The organism is [Clostridium] cellulosi, from assembly GCF_036762875.1.
Taxonomy (GTDB): domain Bacteria; phylum Bacillota; class Clostridia; order Oscillospirales; family Ethanoligenentaceae; genus Ruminiclostridium_D; species Ruminiclostridium_D cellulosi.
Map to the genome: position 1 here is coordinate 1 of NZ_JBAIZF010000018.1, position 18,472 is coordinate 18,472.

Annotated in this window: 18 protein-coding genes; 5 read left to right on the top strand and 13 right to left on the bottom strand. The window is 42.6% G+C overall.

Translation table 11 applies throughout. The features are described 5' to 3' along the window. Positions 1-201, bottom strand: a 201-nt coding sequence (locus V6C21_RS04895; RefSeq protein WP_479268488.1) for a hypothetical protein, incomplete at its 3' end; no start/stop codon positions are given. A 376-nt stretch (positions 202-577) separates the two neighbouring features. Here V6C21_RS04895 and sleB point away from each other — a divergent pair. Then, positions 578-1,285, top strand: coding sequence for a spore cortex-lytic enzyme (gene sleB / locus V6C21_RS04900; protein ID WP_479268489.1), 708 nt, complete (start codon positions 578-580; stop codon positions 1,283-1,285). 41 nt (positions 1,286-1,326) lie between these two features. Here sleB and V6C21_RS04905 read toward each other — a convergent pair whose 3' ends face one another. From V6C21_RS04905 to V6C21_RS04920, 4 genes are all read right to left on the bottom strand, one after another. After that, positions 1,327-2,028 carry a hypothetical protein gene (locus V6C21_RS04905; protein WP_479268490.1) on the bottom strand — a complete coding sequence of 234 codons (702 nt, stop codon included), beginning with the start codon at positions 2,026-2,028 and terminating at the stop codon, positions 1,327-1,329. Between the two features lie 74 nt (positions 2,029-2,102). After that, entirely contained in the window at positions 2,103-3,347 is a 1,245-nt protein-coding gene (locus V6C21_RS04910) for a glutamate-5-semialdehyde dehydrogenase (RefSeq protein ID WP_034840087.1), read from the bottom strand. Positions 3,348-3,433: 86 nt separating this feature from the next. After that, positions 3,434-4,240, bottom strand: a complete 807-nt coding sequence (proB, locus tag V6C21_RS04915; protein WP_034840089.1) for a glutamate 5-kinase — start codon at positions 4,238-4,240, stop codon at positions 3,434-3,436. 147 nt (positions 4,241-4,387) lie between these two features. Then, positions 4,388-4,564 (bottom strand): hypothetical protein, encoded by a 177-nt coding sequence (locus tag V6C21_RS04920; RefSeq protein ID WP_479268491.1) that lies wholly within the window; start codon positions 4,562-4,564, stop codon positions 4,388-4,390. 228 nt (positions 4,565-4,792) lie between these two features. Here V6C21_RS04920 and V6C21_RS04925 point away from each other — a divergent pair, with 228 nt between their 5' ends. Continuing rightward, positions 4,793-5,572 carry an NYN domain-containing protein gene (locus tag V6C21_RS04925; protein ID WP_479268492.1) on the top strand — a complete coding sequence of 260 codons (780 nt, stop codon included), beginning with the start codon at positions 4,793-4,795 and terminating at the stop codon, positions 5,570-5,572. A 93-nt stretch (positions 5,573-5,665) separates the two neighbouring features. On the opposite strand, the gene V6C21_RS04930 is transcribed toward V6C21_RS04925, so the two are convergent. From V6C21_RS04930 to thrS, 5 genes are all read right to left on the bottom strand, one after another. Beyond that, complete coding sequence (locus V6C21_RS04930; RefSeq protein WP_479268493.1) at positions 5,666-6,088, bottom strand: Fur family transcriptional regulator; 423 nt, start codon at positions 6,086-6,088, stop codon at positions 5,666-5,668. A 138-nt stretch (positions 6,089-6,226) separates the two neighbouring features. After that, positions 6,227-8,053 (bottom strand): ferrous iron transport protein B, encoded by a 1,827-nt coding sequence (gene feoB / locus V6C21_RS04935; RefSeq protein WP_034840095.1) that lies wholly within the window; start codon positions 8,051-8,053, stop codon positions 6,227-6,229. A 122-nt stretch (positions 8,054-8,175) separates the two neighbouring features. Next, complete coding sequence (locus V6C21_RS04940) at positions 8,176-8,469, bottom strand: FeoA family protein (protein WP_051492469.1); 294 nt, start codon at positions 8,467-8,469, stop codon at positions 8,176-8,178. Between the two features lie 255 nt (positions 8,470-8,724). Further along, the gene (locus tag V6C21_RS04945) at positions 8,725-9,618 is read right to left on the bottom strand and encodes a GDSL-type esterase/lipase family protein (RefSeq protein WP_034840097.1); all 894 of its coding nucleotides are present in this window, start codon (positions 9,616-9,618) and stop codon (positions 8,725-8,727) included. A 505-nt stretch (positions 9,619-10,123) separates the two neighbouring features. Then, positions 10,124-12,037: a threonine--tRNA ligase gene (gene thrS, locus V6C21_RS04950; protein ID WP_479268494.1), complete on the bottom strand. Its 1,914-nt coding sequence runs from the start codon at positions 12,035-12,037 to the stop codon at positions 10,124-10,126. A 704-nt stretch (positions 12,038-12,741) separates the two neighbouring features. On the opposite strand from thrS, the gene V6C21_RS04955 reads away from it, so the two are divergent. Continuing rightward, a complete protein-coding gene (locus tag V6C21_RS04955) occupies positions 12,742-13,584 on the top strand; it encodes an undecaprenyl-diphosphate phosphatase (protein WP_034840560.1) in 843 nt (280 codons plus the stop codon). A 99-nt stretch (positions 13,585-13,683) separates the two neighbouring features. On the opposite strand, the gene hpf is transcribed toward V6C21_RS04955, so the two are convergent. Then, complete coding sequence (gene hpf / locus V6C21_RS04960; RefSeq protein WP_479268495.1) at positions 13,684-14,202, bottom strand: ribosome hibernation-promoting factor, HPF/YfiA family; 519 nt, start codon at positions 14,200-14,202, stop codon at positions 13,684-13,686. A gap of 615 nt (positions 14,203-14,817) precedes the next feature. Between hpf and V6C21_RS04965 the strand changes: the two genes are divergently transcribed. Continuing rightward, on the top strand, positions 14,818-15,336 hold the full coding sequence (locus tag V6C21_RS04965; protein WP_045085273.1) for a glycosyl-4,4'-diaponeurosporenoate acyltransferase CrtO family protein: 519 nt from the start codon (positions 14,818-14,820) through the stop codon (positions 15,334-15,336). 35 nt (positions 15,337-15,371) lie between these two features. After that, on the top strand, positions 15,372-16,502 hold the full coding sequence (locus V6C21_RS04970; RefSeq protein WP_479268496.1) for a GGDEF domain-containing protein: 1,131 nt from the start codon (positions 15,372-15,374) through the stop codon (positions 16,500-16,502). A 79-nt stretch (positions 16,503-16,581) separates the two neighbouring features. On the opposite strand, the gene V6C21_RS04975 is transcribed toward V6C21_RS04970, so the two are convergent. Together V6C21_RS04975 and V6C21_RS04980 are read right to left on the bottom strand one after the other, a co-directional pair. Further along, positions 16,582-18,048, bottom strand: a complete 1,467-nt coding sequence (locus V6C21_RS04975) for a recombinase family protein (RefSeq protein ID WP_479268497.1) — start codon at positions 18,046-18,048, stop codon at positions 16,582-16,584. 158 nt (positions 18,049-18,206) lie between these two features. Beyond that, the gene (locus tag V6C21_RS04980) at positions 18,207-18,467 is read right to left on the bottom strand and encodes a stage V sporulation protein S (RefSeq protein WP_034840110.1); all 261 of its coding nucleotides are present in this window, start codon (positions 18,465-18,467) and stop codon (positions 18,207-18,209) included. Between the last annotated feature and the right edge of the window lie 5 nt (positions 18,468-18,472).

Below are 18,472 nucleotides of genomic sequence, written 5' to 3' on the forward strand. Positions count from 1 at the left end.
ACGTTGTTTAATTTTCAAGGTCCCATCTGCCTTAGCGGCAGTAATTGAAAGTATATCATACCATATTCCGCTTGTCAAGTACCTTGTTGTCGTTTCTTCGCGGTTTTTGCCTCGCTCTCTTTGAGGCGCGGCGCTTAGTATATCATACTCGAAACCGTTTGTCAACACCTTTTTTTCTGTGCTTCCTCGCGGTTTCTCCACCGCCCGTTTTTCCGCGGCGGGATATTTATTATATCTTATCCCGCTTCGTTTGTCAATACACAATTTCTTGCCAGTTCCTCGTCTCTTCCCTGCTATTCCGCAGGACGTTCAGCCTATCATATCAAACTGAACTTTGCAAGCGGCAAATTGTGTATCCTCTTGTGCGGTGTGCGCCCTAAGTTTAGGCCCTCTCAGGCCCGCTCTCCCGAGCGCTCATTTATCATATCAAAATCATTCCCCACTGTCAACAGTTTTTAATATTTCTTTAACTTTTATCTTGATATATAAATATACTATCAGATTTTTATATAGTGCAAATAGACATGGATAATTTAGCCCCAGATGGAAAAGATTATTTCTATAAGGGGGATAAACTATGAAAAGTAGAATAATGACACTTAGGCTCAATATTATTAAAACCGCTTTTGCTTTGGTATTAGTATCAATTGCCTTTATGGTTTTCTCTTTTATATCTAAATCAATTGAAACAAAATCCGTACAGACACTTTCAAGTTATGGCTCAACCGGCAACGAGGTGGTACAAATTCAGACAAGGCTTAAAAACTGGGGATACTACTTTGGAGATATCGACGGAATCTTTGGACCATTAACACAATCCGCCGTCATTTCATTCCAGCGTAAAAATGGGCTTACCCCTGACGGTATTGTCGGCCCGGCAACACTTCGCGCCCTCGGGCTGCCGGCCGGAAACAGCAGCTATGGAAATTACAGCAGCAGCGACTATTATCTGCTCGCGCGGCTTATATCGGCCGAAGCCCGCGGAGAACCATACGTGGGACAGGTTGCAGTCGGGGCCGTTGTGTTAAACCGCGTAGAGCACCCGTCTTTCCCTAATACAATAGCCGGGGTCATCTATCAGCCTGGGGCCTTCACCTGCCTTCAAGACGGGCAATTCAATCAGCCCGTTGTCGAATCCGCATATAGGGCGGCGCAGGATGCTCTAAATGGTTGGGACCCATCAAACGGCTCGATATATTACTACAACCCCGCTACTGCCACGAGTGCATGGATCTGGTCGCGACCGGTTCTTCTGAGAATCGGCAACCATGTATTCTGCAAATAAAAAAACGCCCATCCTAAAATGGTTGGGCGTTTAATTTATTATCAGCCAACTTCCTGTATTGATTTTACCCTGTAGTTGCCCCGTGTTCTTGAAAGTACGATTTTCACGGTTTTTTCGGTGGCCTTCTTGGAGGAAGCGGTATCGTCCTCTTGCCCCCAGTTCTGGCCCTCCTTGTAATCAACGGTAAGCGTTACAGAATTAAAGCTCCTCGAAATATTCTTGACATCGGGTATGTAATATGAAGTAACGGCAATCAGCGGAATATAATAGCACTGCCCTTTTCGATTATACTCATATGTAAAATCCCCGTTTGAAAATGACATGAATTTGGGGTTTACAATACCGAAGTATTTCTTTAAATTGGCCTCCACATCCTTAAGAGGGAGTATCTCTCGACCGTCCGCAGTGGACGCATAGGCGCCGTTCTTTTCATTCTCGTCGAGCGAAGCCCAGATTGCCGTTTCAATCTCCCACTCCTGGTCTGCTTCAGATATATCATTAAATGGTTTGGGGTCAAACATTACGACAGGCTCAAGATATTTTTCAAAGTATGCCTCATCCTCTTCTAGCCCGACGAAATTCTTTATATATGCCACTCCTGCTTTGACCGCGAAAAACATTATAAAACAAAAACCAGCCAGTGCTAAAACCAATATCCCTGCGCCGAGAGCAGCCGTTGCATTTCTCTTGCGCCTATGTGCCTTTATTCTCGCTTCATTATCCTGGCTTTTTTCGTCCGTCATTTTTACCTCCATGACACTTCAGCTTGCAGCATTAAGCCCATTCTGACGAGCCGAATTCATATGAAAATATTTTTTCATCTTACCTGTCCGGAACCGATTATCTGATATTTAACGGTTGTAAGCTCATCGAGACCCATCGGGCCGCGCGCATGAAGCTTCTGCGTCGAAATGCCGATTTCGGCGCCAAAACCAAACTCGTTTCCATCGGTAAACCTTGTCGACGCATTTACATATACTGCGGCGGCGTCGACTTCCCGCAGGAATTTCTGAGAATTCGCAAAGCTGTCGGTGACAATAGCCTCGCTGTGCCTTGTTCCGTATTTATTTATATGCGCAATCGCTTCGTCTGTACTGCTGACGGTTTTTACAGCGAGAATATAGTCGTTGTATTCTGTCTCCCAATCCTCTTCTGTCGCCGGAACGACGCTGTTGCCCAGAATCTCTCTTGTAAGCTCGTCGCCCCGCAGCTCCACATGCTTTTTATCCAGCATTTCCTTTGCTCTCGGCAGGAATTCCCGCGCGATATTCTTATGAACAAGCAATGTTTCCGCCGCATTGCAAACGGAGGGGCGCGATGTTTTGGCGTTGAAAATGATATTTACCGCCATATCAATATCCGCCGATTCATCTACATAAACATGGCAGTTTCCCGCTCCCGTTTCAATGACAGGAACTGTTGAATTCTCAACCACCGAACGGATAAGCCCTCTGCCCCCGCGCGGAATCAAAACGTCGATATATTTGTTAAGTTTCATCATCTTCTGCGCGGTTTCATGGGACGTATCTTCTAAAACTTGAACGCAGTCTTCAGGCAGTCCGGCTTTGGCAATGGCTTTGCGCATTATACGGGCAAGCTCAAGGTTTGAGCGCAGCGCATCACGACCGCCCCGAAGCAGGCATGCGTTCCCTGACTTGAGGCAAAGCGCCGCCGCGTCTACCGTTACATTCGGGCGCGCTTCATATATTATACCGATAACGCCGAGCGGTACCCTGACCTTTTGTATCTTAAGCCCGTTGGGGCGCTGCCAACCGCCGTCAGATTTGCCCACCGGGTCTTCCAGCAATGCGACCTTCCTGACGCCGTCGGCAATGCCTTTTATGCGCTCTTCCGTCAAAGTGAGCCGGTCAATCATAGAAGCCCTGGTTCCGGCATTTTTCGCTGCTTTTACATCTTCCTCATTCGCCGACAAAATGCTGCCCGCAGACTCGATAAGTGCGTCCGCAATATATTCAAGAGCCATATTCTTTTTCGCCGTACCCGCAGACGCGAGAACCCGCGACGCCACAAGAGCGCGGCTGCCCATCTCTTCAAGATTCATTGTAAAGCCCCCTGTCATCAGTTCAGATTATATGCACACCTACACATATTATTGCCATAAAAGAAGCAGACTACTGCTGGTTTTTCTCAGTGCTTTGCATGAAAGATAGTGCCGACACTTTTGCCTTCAAACAAATCATATAGTTTCTGAGGGTCTGAACCGTCCATTATAACCATGTCTATGCCGGCTTCCGTTGCTATCTGTGCCGCTTCAATCTTAGTCACCATACCGCCTGTTCCGAGGCTTGAACCTGCACCGCCTGCAAGCGAACGTATATAGTCGTCTATTTTATCTACACATGGGATAAGCTTTGCATCTGGATTCTTATGGGGGTCGCTGTCATACAGGCCCTCGATATCACTCAGCAGAATCAGCACATCTGCCTCTATGAGCGTTGCAACCACCGCTGAAAGCGTATCGTTGCCGCCGAAAGCTATATCATCACATTCAATTTCCTCGACGGCCACTGAGTCGTTTTCATTGACTATCGGCACTGCGCCGAGTTTCAGCAAGGTATTAAATGTGTTGATAAGGTTCACGCGCGTATTATCGCGGTCAGTTATGATGCGCGTCATCAGTATTTGCGCGGTGATATGGCCATATTCACCAAAAAGTTTGTCATAAAGATACATTAATTCGCACTGCCCGATGGCCGCCGCAGCCTGTTTCATGCGGGTCTCCTTTGGCCGCTCTTTGAGCTTTAACCTTGCTGTTCCGACACCGATAGCGCCGGAAGTGACAAGCACAATCTCTTTTCCCTCGTTTTTAAAGTCGGACAGTACACGAACAAGTTGGGAAATTCGTCTTATGTTTAGTTTTCCGTTTGGGTATGTAAGCGTTGAAGTGCCAACTTTCACAACAATACGCTTGGCGTTTTTTATCAATCTATTCACTCGCCTTCCAAAGTCTGCGCGTTTTTATAATCACAGTATTTATTATATCAAACATAAGGCCGCAGTGTAAACAGAGATGAATATTTATGCGACATTTGTTGACATTTTAGGTAGTGGCGGACAGAACAATTCCATCCGCCGCTTAAATTATTTGTTGCGAGTTTCTAAGCCTGTGCTCAGAACCGTGCTGTTTCTACTTATAGGCCGCATCGACCTCATTTCAGGCATGAAATCTTTCTGCGCCCGCTTTGACTCGGCGATATACAGGTTTCTGTCTTTCTTTTTATATAAGTCAGGAATGTTTTTTAAAATATTAAATTTCATATTTCACACCCCTGTTTTGTAACTTGAAGGGAATTTCCCTTCCAAATCATATTATTTGCAGTCGTAAAGCAAAATAATATTGATTACAAATTGCGCATATATAACAACTATGTTTCAATTGTTTTGAAAATTTGGTTGATTATACAGCTAACTTATGATATCCTTATTGTGGAACCTTGAAAATTGCAAATCGCGTTAATTCACCGGCAGAAATAAGAGGTTGAATAGATGAGTGACCAAAACAGCGCTTTGAGGACTGTCGTTTTCGTCGATTATGAATCGTGGTTTTATGGACTGCATAATCAATTTAATGCGGAAACGGATGTCACAGGCTGGTTTAAAAACCTTAAAACAAAAGGGTTAATTGATGATATTTATATTTTCGGTGATTTTGAAAACAATAAAATGATCGCACAGGACAGGTTAAAACTGCGTACCCTGACAAGCAATATCATAGACTGTGCAAATTTAGAGAGTAAAAAGGACTACACCGATTTTATAATTCTGGACCGAATTTATCAGACAGTTATAAGAAATGATTTGATTCAGCAATATATCATATTCTCGGGTGACGGCCATTTTTCAAATGTGGCCGCTTTCCTTAAAAATTTTAAAGACAAAGTTGTCGGTATTTACGCAGTTGCCGGAACACTGAGTACACAACTGAGAAATTCGGCAAGCTGGGTTGAAATAGTATACCCTACCGGCATAAAAGATGAGACGTCACAAGTCAACAAACAAATTGACATCAATGTTGAAAAAAATGAAAACTATTGCAGGGATCTAATTATCAACTATATACGAGAAAATGAGGTTAGTCCGACATTTATACCGACATTTACAAACACTGTTGCAAATGTCAGCGCCAACAACAATGTCAGCAAAGATACCATAGCCAACACATTAAAAAAACTGATTGAAGAAGAAATTGTTTTACAGCGTTTGCAGAAAACATATTGCGGTAAAATTTTGAAGGGTCCATCCCTTAATAAACACGTTTCAATTTAATTTTAATGAAAATGCCAGCATGAATTGGCGTGATTTGCATAATGGTTCCGCTAAAATTTTACCCCGCATAGAAGACTATGCGGGGTATTTCTTTTATTTATTTTCTTTTTCACTGCATTTTTTGCACAGCCCATAAAATACAACACGATGGTCCTTTATTTTAAAGCCTGTTTTTTCTTCTATTGTTTTTTCAAGCGAATCGAGAAGGTCTTCCTCGAAATCGATGATAGCGCCGCACTCACTGCAAATCAGATGATGATGTGCATGCTCGTCGCTGTCGCTCAACTCATAGAAGGACGGAGAGTCATCAGATGTATAGACCTTCTTGACAACGCCTTGTTCCTCGAGTATTCGCAGATTGCGGTAGATTGTCGGAATACTTATTTGCTCGTCATGTTTTTTTATGCTGTTATATATTTCTTCAACGTTCATATGACGCCCGTTGCTGCTTTTTATACAGTCGAGTATCAATCTTTTTTGTTTTGTGTTTCTTGTTTCTTTATTCTGAGTATTCATAATAACCTCCGTACGCCGCATGCGCGCCATATGATAATATGGGAAATGCCGCTGCCCGAAAGGGCGGCAGCATTTATTCAAACTTATTGACGGATAAAATAGAGCAGTGACATCTTCCGCCACAGGATTAGCCCTATTTTATAATCCGAAAAGCCTCCCCACATTATAAATTAGAAAGCTTATAATCCAAGCGGCTGAAAAGTCAATTGCAAGCGTCCCTGCGGTCCATTTCAATGAATTGAATTCTTTTTTCATTGTTGCAATGGCCGAAATGCAGGGAGTATAAAGCAATACAAATACCATAAATGCATATGCAGTAAGAGGAGTGAATAGCTGGGATACCGCTGCTTGAAGCTCGGCAGCGCTGCCAGGTGCTCCGGACAGCACCGAGAACGTTGAGACAACCATCTCTTTTGCGGCAAGGCCACTCAGAAGAGCCGTAACGGCTTTCCAGTTGCCGAAGCCGAGCGGTATAAATATCGGGGCCAAAAAACGGCCTATATAAGCTATTATACTATTTTCCGGATTTTCTGTGAGTGAAAGTGTCGGTGTAAACGACTGCAGGAACCATAGAATTACAGAAGCGGTGAACAGAACCGTACCGGCTTTTATGATAAACCCTTTGACCTTTTCCCATGTGTGCATTAAAAGGTTGCGCGCGTTGGGCAAACGGTAAGGCGGAAGCTCCATGATGAACGGAGCGTTGCTCTTTTTGAAAACCGTCTTGTTCAGAATAAAAGCCACGAGCACTGCGACAACAATGCCGAGAACATAGATTGAAAAAACTACAGCACCCTGATATTTTCTGAAAAACAATCCCGCCAACAACGCATAAAGGGGAAGTCGGGCGCTGCACGAGACGAATGACGTAAGCAAAACGGTCATGCGCCGGTCTTTCTCCGTCGGGAGTATCCTACAGGCCATCACAGCCGGGACAGTGCAACCGAATCCCATGATAAGCGGGATAAACGAGCTTCCCGAAAGGCCCATCGAAGCAAAGACCCTGTCCATCATTATAGCCGCTCGGGCCATATAACCGCTGTCCTCAAGTGCAGACATCAAAAAGAAGAGAACTGCTATCTGCGGCAAGAATGAAATAACCGTCCCGATACCGGGAATAATGCCGCCGCAGATAATTGAAATCAACGGCTGCGGGGCATTTATCGACTCAAGCCCACTGCTTATCGCACCGGAAAGCAGCGTATTGAGCAGATAGTCAATACCATCCGAAACTTTCGTCACAGCGTTACCGAAAGTTATAAAGAAAACTAAAAACATTATAACAAAAAATATAGGAAATGCCAAATATTTATTTAAAACAAATCTGTCGATTTTGCTTGTTGTCTCATTAAGCGCATCATGCTTAGTGCTTATGACACAGTTTGCGATGATATTGTCTATAAAATGATATCGAAATTCGCCTGATTTGCACTTAGTGCAATTGCTGCAACCTAAGCAGAACGGCTCAATTTTTATCTCTTTATTTTTAAACTTATCTATCGTATTAAAGAGTTCATCAATTCCGGTTCCTTTTGATGCTGAAATGCCGACAACAGGAACGCCAAGCATTCTGGACAACTTATCCATATCAATTTTAACGCCGCTTTTATTTACCTCGTCCATCATATTCAGCGTTATTATCAAAGGAATACCGGATTCACGAAGCTGGAGCGTGAAATAAAGATTGCGCCGAAGATTGGTGGCGTCGAGAATATTTATTATTAAATCGGGCTTTCCGTTAAAAATGTAATCCCTCGCAACTTTTTGTTCAATTGTGTCCGCGTCCAGCGTGTAGATGCCGGGAAGGTCCACGATTGTATGCCGCTCCCCGTTTATGTTGACAAACCCCTCTTTTTTCTCAACAGTAACCCCCGGCCAGTTGCCGACATGCTGTTTGCTGCCGGTCAGTGCATTGAACAGCGAAGTCTTTCCGCTGTTAGGGTTCCCTGCAAGTACCAGTTTCATAAATTACCTCTTTTCTCAACCGTATGGCTTATTTAAACCAATTACGTGACGTATATTTTAAGCGAGTTCGCAATTTCATTCTTAGAATAAATATGCCAAATCCGCAATGCGAATCTGGCTTTTTATACGGCTTCCGCCAACTTTGTCATATTTGGTTTTACCTCGTCTGCACATTCGACCTCAAGAGCAGATAAATCCTTGCTCCTCAGTGCTACTTTATAGTCTCCTACCTTGACAACCAGCGGCTCTCCAAGCGGCGCCGCACGGTCTATATATATAAGTGTATCGGGTGTAATGCCCATGTCGATAAGCTGCTTGCCGGCTTCATTATTATAATCAACCGCCTTTACAATAAAGGCATGCCCGGGTTTAAACAGGTTAGAGCTCTTTTTAATTTTCTCAGCATTTCGCCTCATGCTGCCACCCTCTTTACACACTATTGATAACGATTATCATTATAATATATGCTCTTCAAAATTGCAATAGTACTGACGCCGAATTGTAAATAAAATTTATTTTCAGCATTTTGTTAAAAGAAGCGTATAATATTGTACGATTTGTGTGCATTAATACAAAGCAATAAACCAGGCGAAAAAAACTTTTAAATATATTTTTACAATAAAAAGCGGCTGCCGAAAACGAGCGTTTTCGACAGCCGCAGCCGCAAAAAATTAATGGTTTTTCAAATACGCAATCCAATTCGCATAACCCGCTTTGTTGAGATGGAACCCATCCCAGCTTAAATCTGAAAGAAGCGTGCCGTCAGAATCTTTCAGTGCATACGCGACGTCGCAGTAGTTGACACCCTTATTTGCGCATAGCTCCTTAATGGCGGCGTTGAAGCTTTCTATCCTCTTATTGGTCAATTTCGTAGACTTCGCTTCATATTTCGCGGTTACCGGCAATATCGATTCCAGATAGATTTTTGAATTTGGGCTGCTGCTCTTTATCTTGTCTACGAGCTTTTCGTAATATGACTGGAACTTTTTTGCCGAAATGCCCTGAACAATATCGTTTGAACCGAGCATTATGTATATGCTCTTTGGTTTTTTAGCCGCGACAAAATCGGCAGCGGTCTGGCTTTTACCTTCTATGGTTATTTCCTTATATAAAGCCGAACTGGCAGTCATTCCGGTTGTATAGAAAATCCTTCCGGAGTCTATACCGCCGTATATAGACAGCCCGTCCGTCAGGCTATCGCCGATAAATACTGCCTTGCTAAGGTCAACAGGAGTATTGCTTTCACTTGAAGTTGAGCTGGATGAAGCTGAGGGCTTGGATACCTCAGAGGATGAGGGGGATGAGGGGGATGATGAAGATACAGCCTGTGAAGATTCATTCGGCTGTGTAAGTTCATCATTCTGTATATATTCGTCAGTCTGTGATGACACTGTGGACGACGCCCCACTTGATGCCTCGGAATTGCTCGCTATTAACATAATAGGCGCCTTTTTATATAAAGCAAAAATTGATACAATAACTGCACATCCGAGCAATACGGTAACAAAAGTAAGCAGCCCATTACCCTTCAGCCCACGATGTTTGTTTTGCCTATTTTTGCTCATGTAACCATCCTTCCTCTCAGCTTAGTATTGGCCCGGCTGCCCGCTGTTCACCCTAATGTATTGCGGGAAAAACGACCTTCCTGCTTTTCTTATCCCAAAGTTCATATTTCGTGGCCATTACATTTACATAATTGCTGTTGAATTTTATCACTATACTTAGAGTATTCAACATTTTCAACATAGTTTTCAACAACACTAGGCCCGCTCATTTGCTTAACAAAAAGGGAATCTTGTAAATATAAGGAACTGCTAAAGGGGCGCATTTTGTTGATTTTTTGATAAACCGTGTGGTTTACATAAGAACAAAAACCTGTGGTTTTGCACAATTTTTTTACGCTGCGTTTAAAGGTTTTCATATTTATATTCATTAGTAAAAAAGCAGCTTGCTTTAAAATAATTTTAACACAGTTCTGCGAAAAAATCAGCGATGATAATCACATACTTATGATAAGTTATAGGCTCAATATGCAGGCAGGCAGCCCTCATAAGGCTGCCTGCAACAGAATTATGAAAGGCTCTTTGTATCTATTTTTTCTTTAACCATATCAAGGAAAGCGTCGAGGGACATTGAGCCTTTGTCACCTTCACTGCGCGCACGCACAGCAACTGAACCGCTCTCAACTTCCTTGTCACCCAAAACGAGCATAAATGGTATCTTTTGAAGCTGCGCCTCGCGGATGCGGTAACCAATTTTCTCGTTGCGGTCGTCAACTTCAACGCGGATACCCGCCGCTTTCAGCGTATCGCAGACTTTATAAGCATATTCGTTGTGGCGGTCGGCTATCGGCAGAACCTTAACCTGAACAGGGGCGAGCCAAACCGGGAAGGCGCCGGCATATTGCTCTGTCAGAATACCTATGAAGCGCTCAATGCTGCCGAAAACAACCCTGTGGAGCATAACAGGCCTGTGCTTTTGGCCGTCCGCCCCAGTATACTCGAGTTCAAAGCGCTCAGGAAGCTGGAAGTCGAGCTGAATTGTGCCGCACTGCCATGTGCGCCCTAAGCAGTCGGTCAGATGGAAGTCAATCTTCGGGCCATAGAATGCGCCGTCGCCCTCGTTTATCTTATATTCAATACCCTTGCGTTCAAGAGCGTTTTTAAGGCCATTGGTCGCCATTTCCCACTGTTCGTCGCTGCCCATCGAGTTTTCCGGGCGGGTCGACAGCTCGACGTGATAGTCAAAGCCAAATACCTTGTAGAAATGGTCAATAAGGTCAATTACGCCGATTATTTCGTCCTCAATCTGCTCCGGCGTCATGAAGATGTGGGCATCGTCCTGCGTAAAGCAGCGCACACGCATTAAGCCGTGCAATGTGCCGGAAAGCTCGTGCCTGTGAACAAGGCCAAGCTCCGCCATGCGGATCGGCAAGTCCTTGTATGAGTGCATTTTGCGCTTGTAAACAAGCATGCCACCCGGGCAGTTCATTGGCTTTATCGCGTAATCGCCCTCATCTATTTTAGTGAAATACATATTCTCTTTGTAATGATCCCAGTGGCCTGATCTGTGCCACAGTTCTTCGCTGAGGATCATCGGCGTGCGGATTTCCTGATAACCATGAGCTACGTGTTCCTTGCGCCAGAAATCCTCCAGAGTGTTGCGCAGAACCATGCCTTTCGGCAGGAAGAACGGGAAACCGGGGCCTTCCGGATAGATGTCGAACAAATCCAGTTCTCTGCCTATCTTGCGGTGGTCGCGCTTTTTAGCCTCTTCGAGCATGTTGAGGTACTCTTCAAGCTGCGATGCCTTCGGGAAAGCTATTCCGTAAACGCGCTGAAGCATCTTGTTCTTGGAGTCGCCATGCCAGTAAGCGCCGGTGCACTGAATCAGCTTAAAGGCCTTCACCCTTCCTGTGTCCGGTATATGCGGGCCGGCGCAAAGCTCGGTGAATTCACCCTGTTTATAGAACGAAATCTTTTCGCCCTTTGAGGCGTGCTCTTTTATAAGTTCGACCTTATAAGGCTCGTTCTTTTCCTCCATAAGTTTTATGGCTTCGTCAACCGGCAGTTCAAACCTTTCAATGCGCAGGTTTTCCTTGACGATTTTCTTCATCTCTTCCTCGATTTTAGTGAGGATTTCCGGCGTAAACGGTTTTTCAGTATCAAAATCATAATAGAAACCGTTCTCAATGGCAGGCCCTATTGTCAACTTGACATCTGGGAAAAGACGCTTTACCGCCTGGGCCATAATATGGGACGCGGTGTGGTTGAAGGCCCTGCGGCCTCTCTCATCATCAAAAGTCAGGACTTCAAGAGTACAGTCTTTGTCAAGTACCGTACGGATGTCCTTTAACTCGCCGTCAATCAAGACAGCACAGGCCGCCTTATAAAGGCCTGCGCCCAGTGATTTTACAACGCTTTCTGCAGGCGTTCCCGCTTCATATTCGCGTACATCGCCGCCCTTTAATGTCACCTTTATCATGTTCTACACCTCTAAATCAATTAATACAATATAAATGTTCCTGTGATAGCAAAATCCGATTAAGATTTTTTTATAAAATATAAAATAAAAACCTCACCCCCAAATAAAATCAGGGGTGAGGTATTATAACCCCACGGTTCCACCCATGTTGCGCCGCTTTTCGACGCCACTCAATGAAAGCCTTTAACGGGAGCTGGCCGTCACGCCTTAATTAATTTCAGGCGCGCACTCCGGGGTGGTCTTCATGCAAGCTACAGCCGGGCGCTTCCAGCACACGTTTTTTCACGCGGCGCCGTTCTCTGTGACTGACTGCAAGCACTACTGTCCCCATCAACGCTTTTACTTTATATAGGGTTATTATAACATTGCAATTAAATTATGTCAACATTATGCTCTGCCTATTATGGCACTGAAATTGGCCACTCAAGTGAAATATTCTTTTTAATATTCTATGCTGTTTCAACCCTGCCCGACTGCTGCCGCTTCCAAAAACGCAGCCGCGGCAGCGCCTTATTTCTTAATACTGCCTTGCTTTTTTAATATAAATTGCCCCTTAAAATTTGTTTCCTGCCTATGCCTTCAGAAATTTTTAGCACCGAAAAGAAATAAAATTCCTTCACTTCCTTGCAAATAACAGTAAATTCATATAGAATAATAAAGTACTTGCAAAAAAATATTGATAGGAGAATTATATGGCTTTTATAATATGGATGCTGTTCAAATCCGTTCTCATGGGAATTGTGGAAGGTATAACTGAATTCCTTCCGATATCTTCAACAGGGCATATGATTATTGTTGACCAGCTTATAGGATTCAGCGGTAAAAACGGTTTTTCAAGTGAATTTACAGCCCTGTTTGAAGTCGTAATTCAGCTTGGCGCGATTCTCGCCATTATTGTTCTTTATCGCAAAAAGATTCTTAATTCGTTGAAAACGCTTAAACCCGGCGGCTTTGGCTTTAAGCTGTGGACAGGTCTTATAATAGCGATGATCCCGGCAGGCATCATAGGTATCCTCGATAAAAAGGTATTCGATGATGTAATAGAAAGGTACATGATGAAGCCTATCCCGGTTTCGCTGGCACTTGTTGTCGGCGCTATCTGGATGCTGTATGCTGAGTGGCGCTACCGCAAAAATCACACCTGCAAAAGGCTTGAAGATGTAAGTTACAAGCAGGCATTTGCAATAGGCGTATTTCAATGTCTTGCTATCGTATGGACTGGATTCTCACGTTCAGCGTCAACCATAATTGGCGGCTGGATAATGGGTCTTTCATCGCCGGTTGCCGCTGAATTTTCATTTTTTCTCGCAATCCCGGCAATGATTTGTGCCAGTGGTGCAGACCTTATTACTTCTGATTTACAGCTAAGCGGGCTTGAAATCAGCTCATTAATTGTTGGTTTCGTCGTTTCATTCATTGTTGCTTTGATTGTTGTCAAGAAATTCATGGACTTCATAAAACATAAGCCAATGAAAGGATTCGCCTATTACCGCCTTGCTGTCGGCATACTTCTTATTATTCTGGCAATCTTTAGAGTAATTCGTTAAGGATATACATAGCGCATAAAGTTGAGGTTTTGAAATTAGATACCGTACAAAAAACGGGACTGCCTCAGAAACCATGAGGCAGTCCCGTTAAATTTTCGGTTATTTATTCAGGATCGGTTCAAGTACACCGTATCCTCCGCCGCGCCTTTTATATATAACGCATATATTATCCGATTCCTCATTCAAAAATGTAAAGAATTCGTGATTCAGCATGTTCATCTCAAGTATTGCTTCATCAACGCTCATCGGTTTTACGGAAAAGCGCTTTACGCGAATTTCGCCGTAATCCTCTTCCGGACCGATTTCTTCACCTTCAAAAGCACCCTCTCTTAGCCGTTTAACAAGTCTCGCTTTGTTCTTATTAATCTGCCGAACCAGCGCATCAACGGCGTTATCAAAAGAATTGAACATATCCTTTGTGGTTTCCTCAGCACGATAAATCATGCCTTTGTATTTGACGGTTACTTCAACCGTCTGCCGCTCCTTTTCGACACTTACTGTGACGTAGGCCAGCGCGTCCTCATCGAAAAACTTGTCGAGCTTGTTGAGCTTTTTTTCCACCCTCTCCTTAAACGCATCTTTTACAGTGACTTTTCTGCCTGTAATGATTATCTTCATATAATCAACTCCTTTGGAGTAGGATGCTTGTCCCTGACGAGTTAAATATATGTATATTGTCAATGTCAACAATAAAGGTTCGGTTTGTTACTATAATTATATCACATTTGATTAAATTATCAAGCCTATGGACGCAGAGATGAACTGCGATATTCCCAATCAGTCGCATTTGTGCTATCATTAGTGCAAGATTAGCCATTTAGGGTAAAAATTTTTTGTGCTGTATTGAATAGGCCTTAACCTGTGATTTGTTATACCATAAGCATTTACACAGGCTGCGAACCATAATTTTTTAAAATAATGCAGTGGAGTTTAATTGACAAATAATTATCTTCGTAATAAAATATATTCAAATCGACTATTTTCGCTGTTTTTTAGCCGCCGGTGTAGGGTTAATCCTTTTTCCGGCGGAAATTTATACCATGCTTTTTATGTGACGCTTTCATGTGCCAAGATTTTTGGCCGAAATTGCTGCCTTTAGCGGGGCTGCGTAAAATTAAATATATACATTAATTTCTGTTACATAATTAATGCGGAATACTTATATGATAGTAGCAGTCAAAATTATACATAAATATCCTAACTGGAGTAAATGAGAAGTAAGAAGGGATTGCAATGGGAAATTTGGTCTGTGTAGTCAGAATAAAGTTTTTCAGAGTAAGTCTGCTTGTTTTTATACTTATATCTTTGGCTATGACAGTCATTTGCGAAAAACTCCCTGACAGGCTGTTTTATTATAAAAAATGGATGTACCGCGAACGAAAATGGGAAAACCACGGAAGGATCTATGATACATATTTCGGAGTCAAGAAGTGGAAAACCAAACTCCCTGATATCAGCGACTTTATGAAATGGCGCTTTAACAAAAAGCACCTCGCCGGGTCAAACAAAGATTATCTATCAGTTTTTCTGATGGAATCCTGTAAATCAGAATTTACGCACTGGATGATAATTCTTTCAACACTGTTTTTCGTCTTTTGGAGCAACGTAACAACGATGATAATAATGTTCCTCCTGGCGTGTGTCCTAAACCTTCCGTACATTATAATCCAGCGCTATAACAGGCCACGGCTTGTAAGGCTATTGAGGAAGAACATTGCAAATGAAGTTGAATTAAAGACAGCGAATGTATGACGTGTTAGGGATTATTAATCCCGCGGGTAAAGGATATGAAAGCAACTAGTAGAAAGCAGATAAATGCAGCGTGTGTTTTTAATAATAAGGATTTTGAATTAGCGTATGAAAATCATACATATTCAAGATTCAAGTTTTACTTGATTCCTTTAATCATCGTAGGGCTGATTTTAGTCGCTTTTTTCTGTTTGTTAGACGATGACCTGTTTACAACTAATTCATTTATTACCGTCCTTGCAGTATGGGCCGTTTTCATAGCACTTCTCGTTGTATTCTTCCTGACTTTGGGAAGGTTTAAGAATTTTCGCTCTTACTATCTCATAATTAATGCAACGGAACTGCTTTTTATAGGATTCTATTTCGTAAAGCTTATCGTATGCGGTGATAAAAACTTTCTGGTAATGTGCCTGGAAGTATCTTTGATAATTACAATCTATTCAATGATTCCCAACAGATGGCTAAATTCTCTACTATCCTCATTCCTCCTTATAATCGCGTTTTCAGTATATTGCGCTATAAAACCGGATCTTCTTTTAGACAGAAACACCAATATTTTCGGATTTGCAAGTATTATTGTATTTTTCGCCATAAATTCGCTGAACGCATACCACAAAGGATATTTGAAGCGCTCAAGGTATTATGATACGATTATGCTGAAAAGGCTTATAAATGTCGATACCTTGACCGGCGCCTATACACGGGCCAAATTCAATGAAGATATAAACAAGTTGATACACAAGGCACGGCAGACTGGACGAATATTCTCATTAATTATTTTTGATATAGACGATTTTAAGCGTATAAACGACACATACGGCCATTTAACCGGCGACAGGGTCCTTACAACTATAGTTACCATTGTTACAAGTAACAAACGTAACGCAGACATACTTACTCGTTGGGGCGGCGAGGAATTTATACTGCTGCTTCCGTCCACAAGGCTTAATGAAGCAAATAGAATCGCCGAACGGTTGAAAACTCTTATTTCCGAATATGATTTTGGCTTAGATAATATCGTGACATGCAGTTTTGGCGTTACAGAATTCCGCAAAAACGACACACGTACGACGCTGTTCAGAAGGGCAGATAAACTGCTCTACGACGCAAAGGCACAAGGAAAAAATATTGTAATTTCTGATGTAGACGATTTTCAGGTCATTTTATAATATAAAACAACAATTTCGGCAATAAAGCAGCCGCTGCAAAAATAAATTCTGCAGCGGCTTTTTTTCTTTACATAACGGTTTATATTTGCGCCCATTCTATATCAATGTTGCCTTTTGTAAGTGAAATTTTCTTTATCAAAGCTTTTGCTACGTCCTTTTTCTGTTCAAATGAAAGGCTTGAAAAGTCTGATGAAGGAAGTTCCATTGAATGACAACGTTCAAAGTTAGTTTTCAGATAATTTAGTATTTCAGATTTTCTTTTATCCAGTTCTTTTACTCTTGCGTTTATATAGCCTATTAATACGTCGTTTGCCATTGCTATGCTATTTACCAGATTATTAATTTGCATTTCAATGTCATTTAGTTCTTTTTTGAGCTTTTCTACTTCTATGTTTTCTCGGGTTTTAGTTTTTCTGTTTTTTCTCAGTTCAATAAGGCGCTCGTTAAGTTTTTCTTCAACATAAGGCTCGACAGCTTCAACATGCGGACTTCTGAACTTTGCTCGACAAACTTTGAAATTTGTTTTTCCGGTACAGATGAGATATACATATTTGCCACCATTTGCGCTGACCGCCTGCATCGAGTAACCGCAGTATCCGCATTTTACAAGTCCTGAAAGCCATGTATAAGCTCCGTTGCCTGTGTTTTTGAGTTTCCGGTTTGCATCTAAACGCCGTTGACATTTTAAGAATACTTCCGGGGAAATAACCCCGTCATGACGGGCAACAACCAAAAGCTCACCGTTTTGCTCTTTGTCCTGGTCTTGCGATCGTTTGCCAAGCAACCAGCAACCTTTTCCCATGTTAAACTGCTCTTTGCTATTATATATCGTTGTCCCTTTTTCTTTGTAGTAATTGTAGACGTCTTCATTTGATTTTACATATACGGGGTTGTGAAGTATGCGTGATATTGAAACGTTATCCCAGCCGGAACGTTTTATTCCCGGCACGCCTTTTTCATGCAAATATGCTGCAAGTTTTCCAAGTGAAATCTCGCCCTGCGAATATAGCTCAAATATTTCTTGGACAACCTCAATATTGCTGTTTGGAACAAGTATGGATGCCTTTTTTCCGTCGATGACAGTATGTTCTATTGTAAAGCCATAAGGCGCTGGCCCACCAGGGTATATTCCTTTTTCAGCCCGTTCACGGTAGTTGTCCCTTATGCGGTTGCCGATATTTTCACGTTCGATTCTGGCAAATTCCATCATTATTTTAAGGATTTCTTTGCCTTTCTCAGTTGAGGTGTCGAAATTTTCACTTACTGAAGTAAATTCTGCATTGGCTTGTTGCAAAACATTCCACAGATGGCTGAATTCAGTCAGTGTATTGAACATTAAGTCAATGCGGTAAACTACAACCCTCTCTATCTCTCCACGCTCAACTGCTTGTATCAGGCTCCGCATAGCCGGCCTTTCCTTACTCTTGCTGTCAACCGGTTTTTCGATAAAGGGCGCGTATTCACCGGTACACTCTCGCAAACAAAGTTCAATTTGTTTGTCGCCATTAGGGTCATTTTTTGTTTGCCGAGCATAGATTGCAATCATTTGTCAATACCTCCTATGTACGGGCTTTGTCAACTTCCGCCACCGATGTCATTTTTACTAACTGCTGCTGAATAATATAACACATTAAAAAAAATTATTTTCAAAAAAAGCGAGGTGAAAGCGTTTGCTAACACCCCGCTCGAGGCTGGTTTATGCGTTTAAATTGACTTGACAATTAAACGCATAGCTGTGCGAGTCTCTCCGCCCACATCAACATTTGCAAACCCCGGCACACACACAATGTCGATTCCCGAGGGGGCGAGATAACCACGAGCAATGGCAATAGATTTTATTGCCTGGTTAGTTGCTCCGGCGCCTACTGACTGTATTTCTGCCATTGTTTTTTCACGGACAACATTAGCAATAGCACCTGCAACTGCGTGGGGCGCAGATTTGGATGAAACTTTGATGATTTCCATAATAC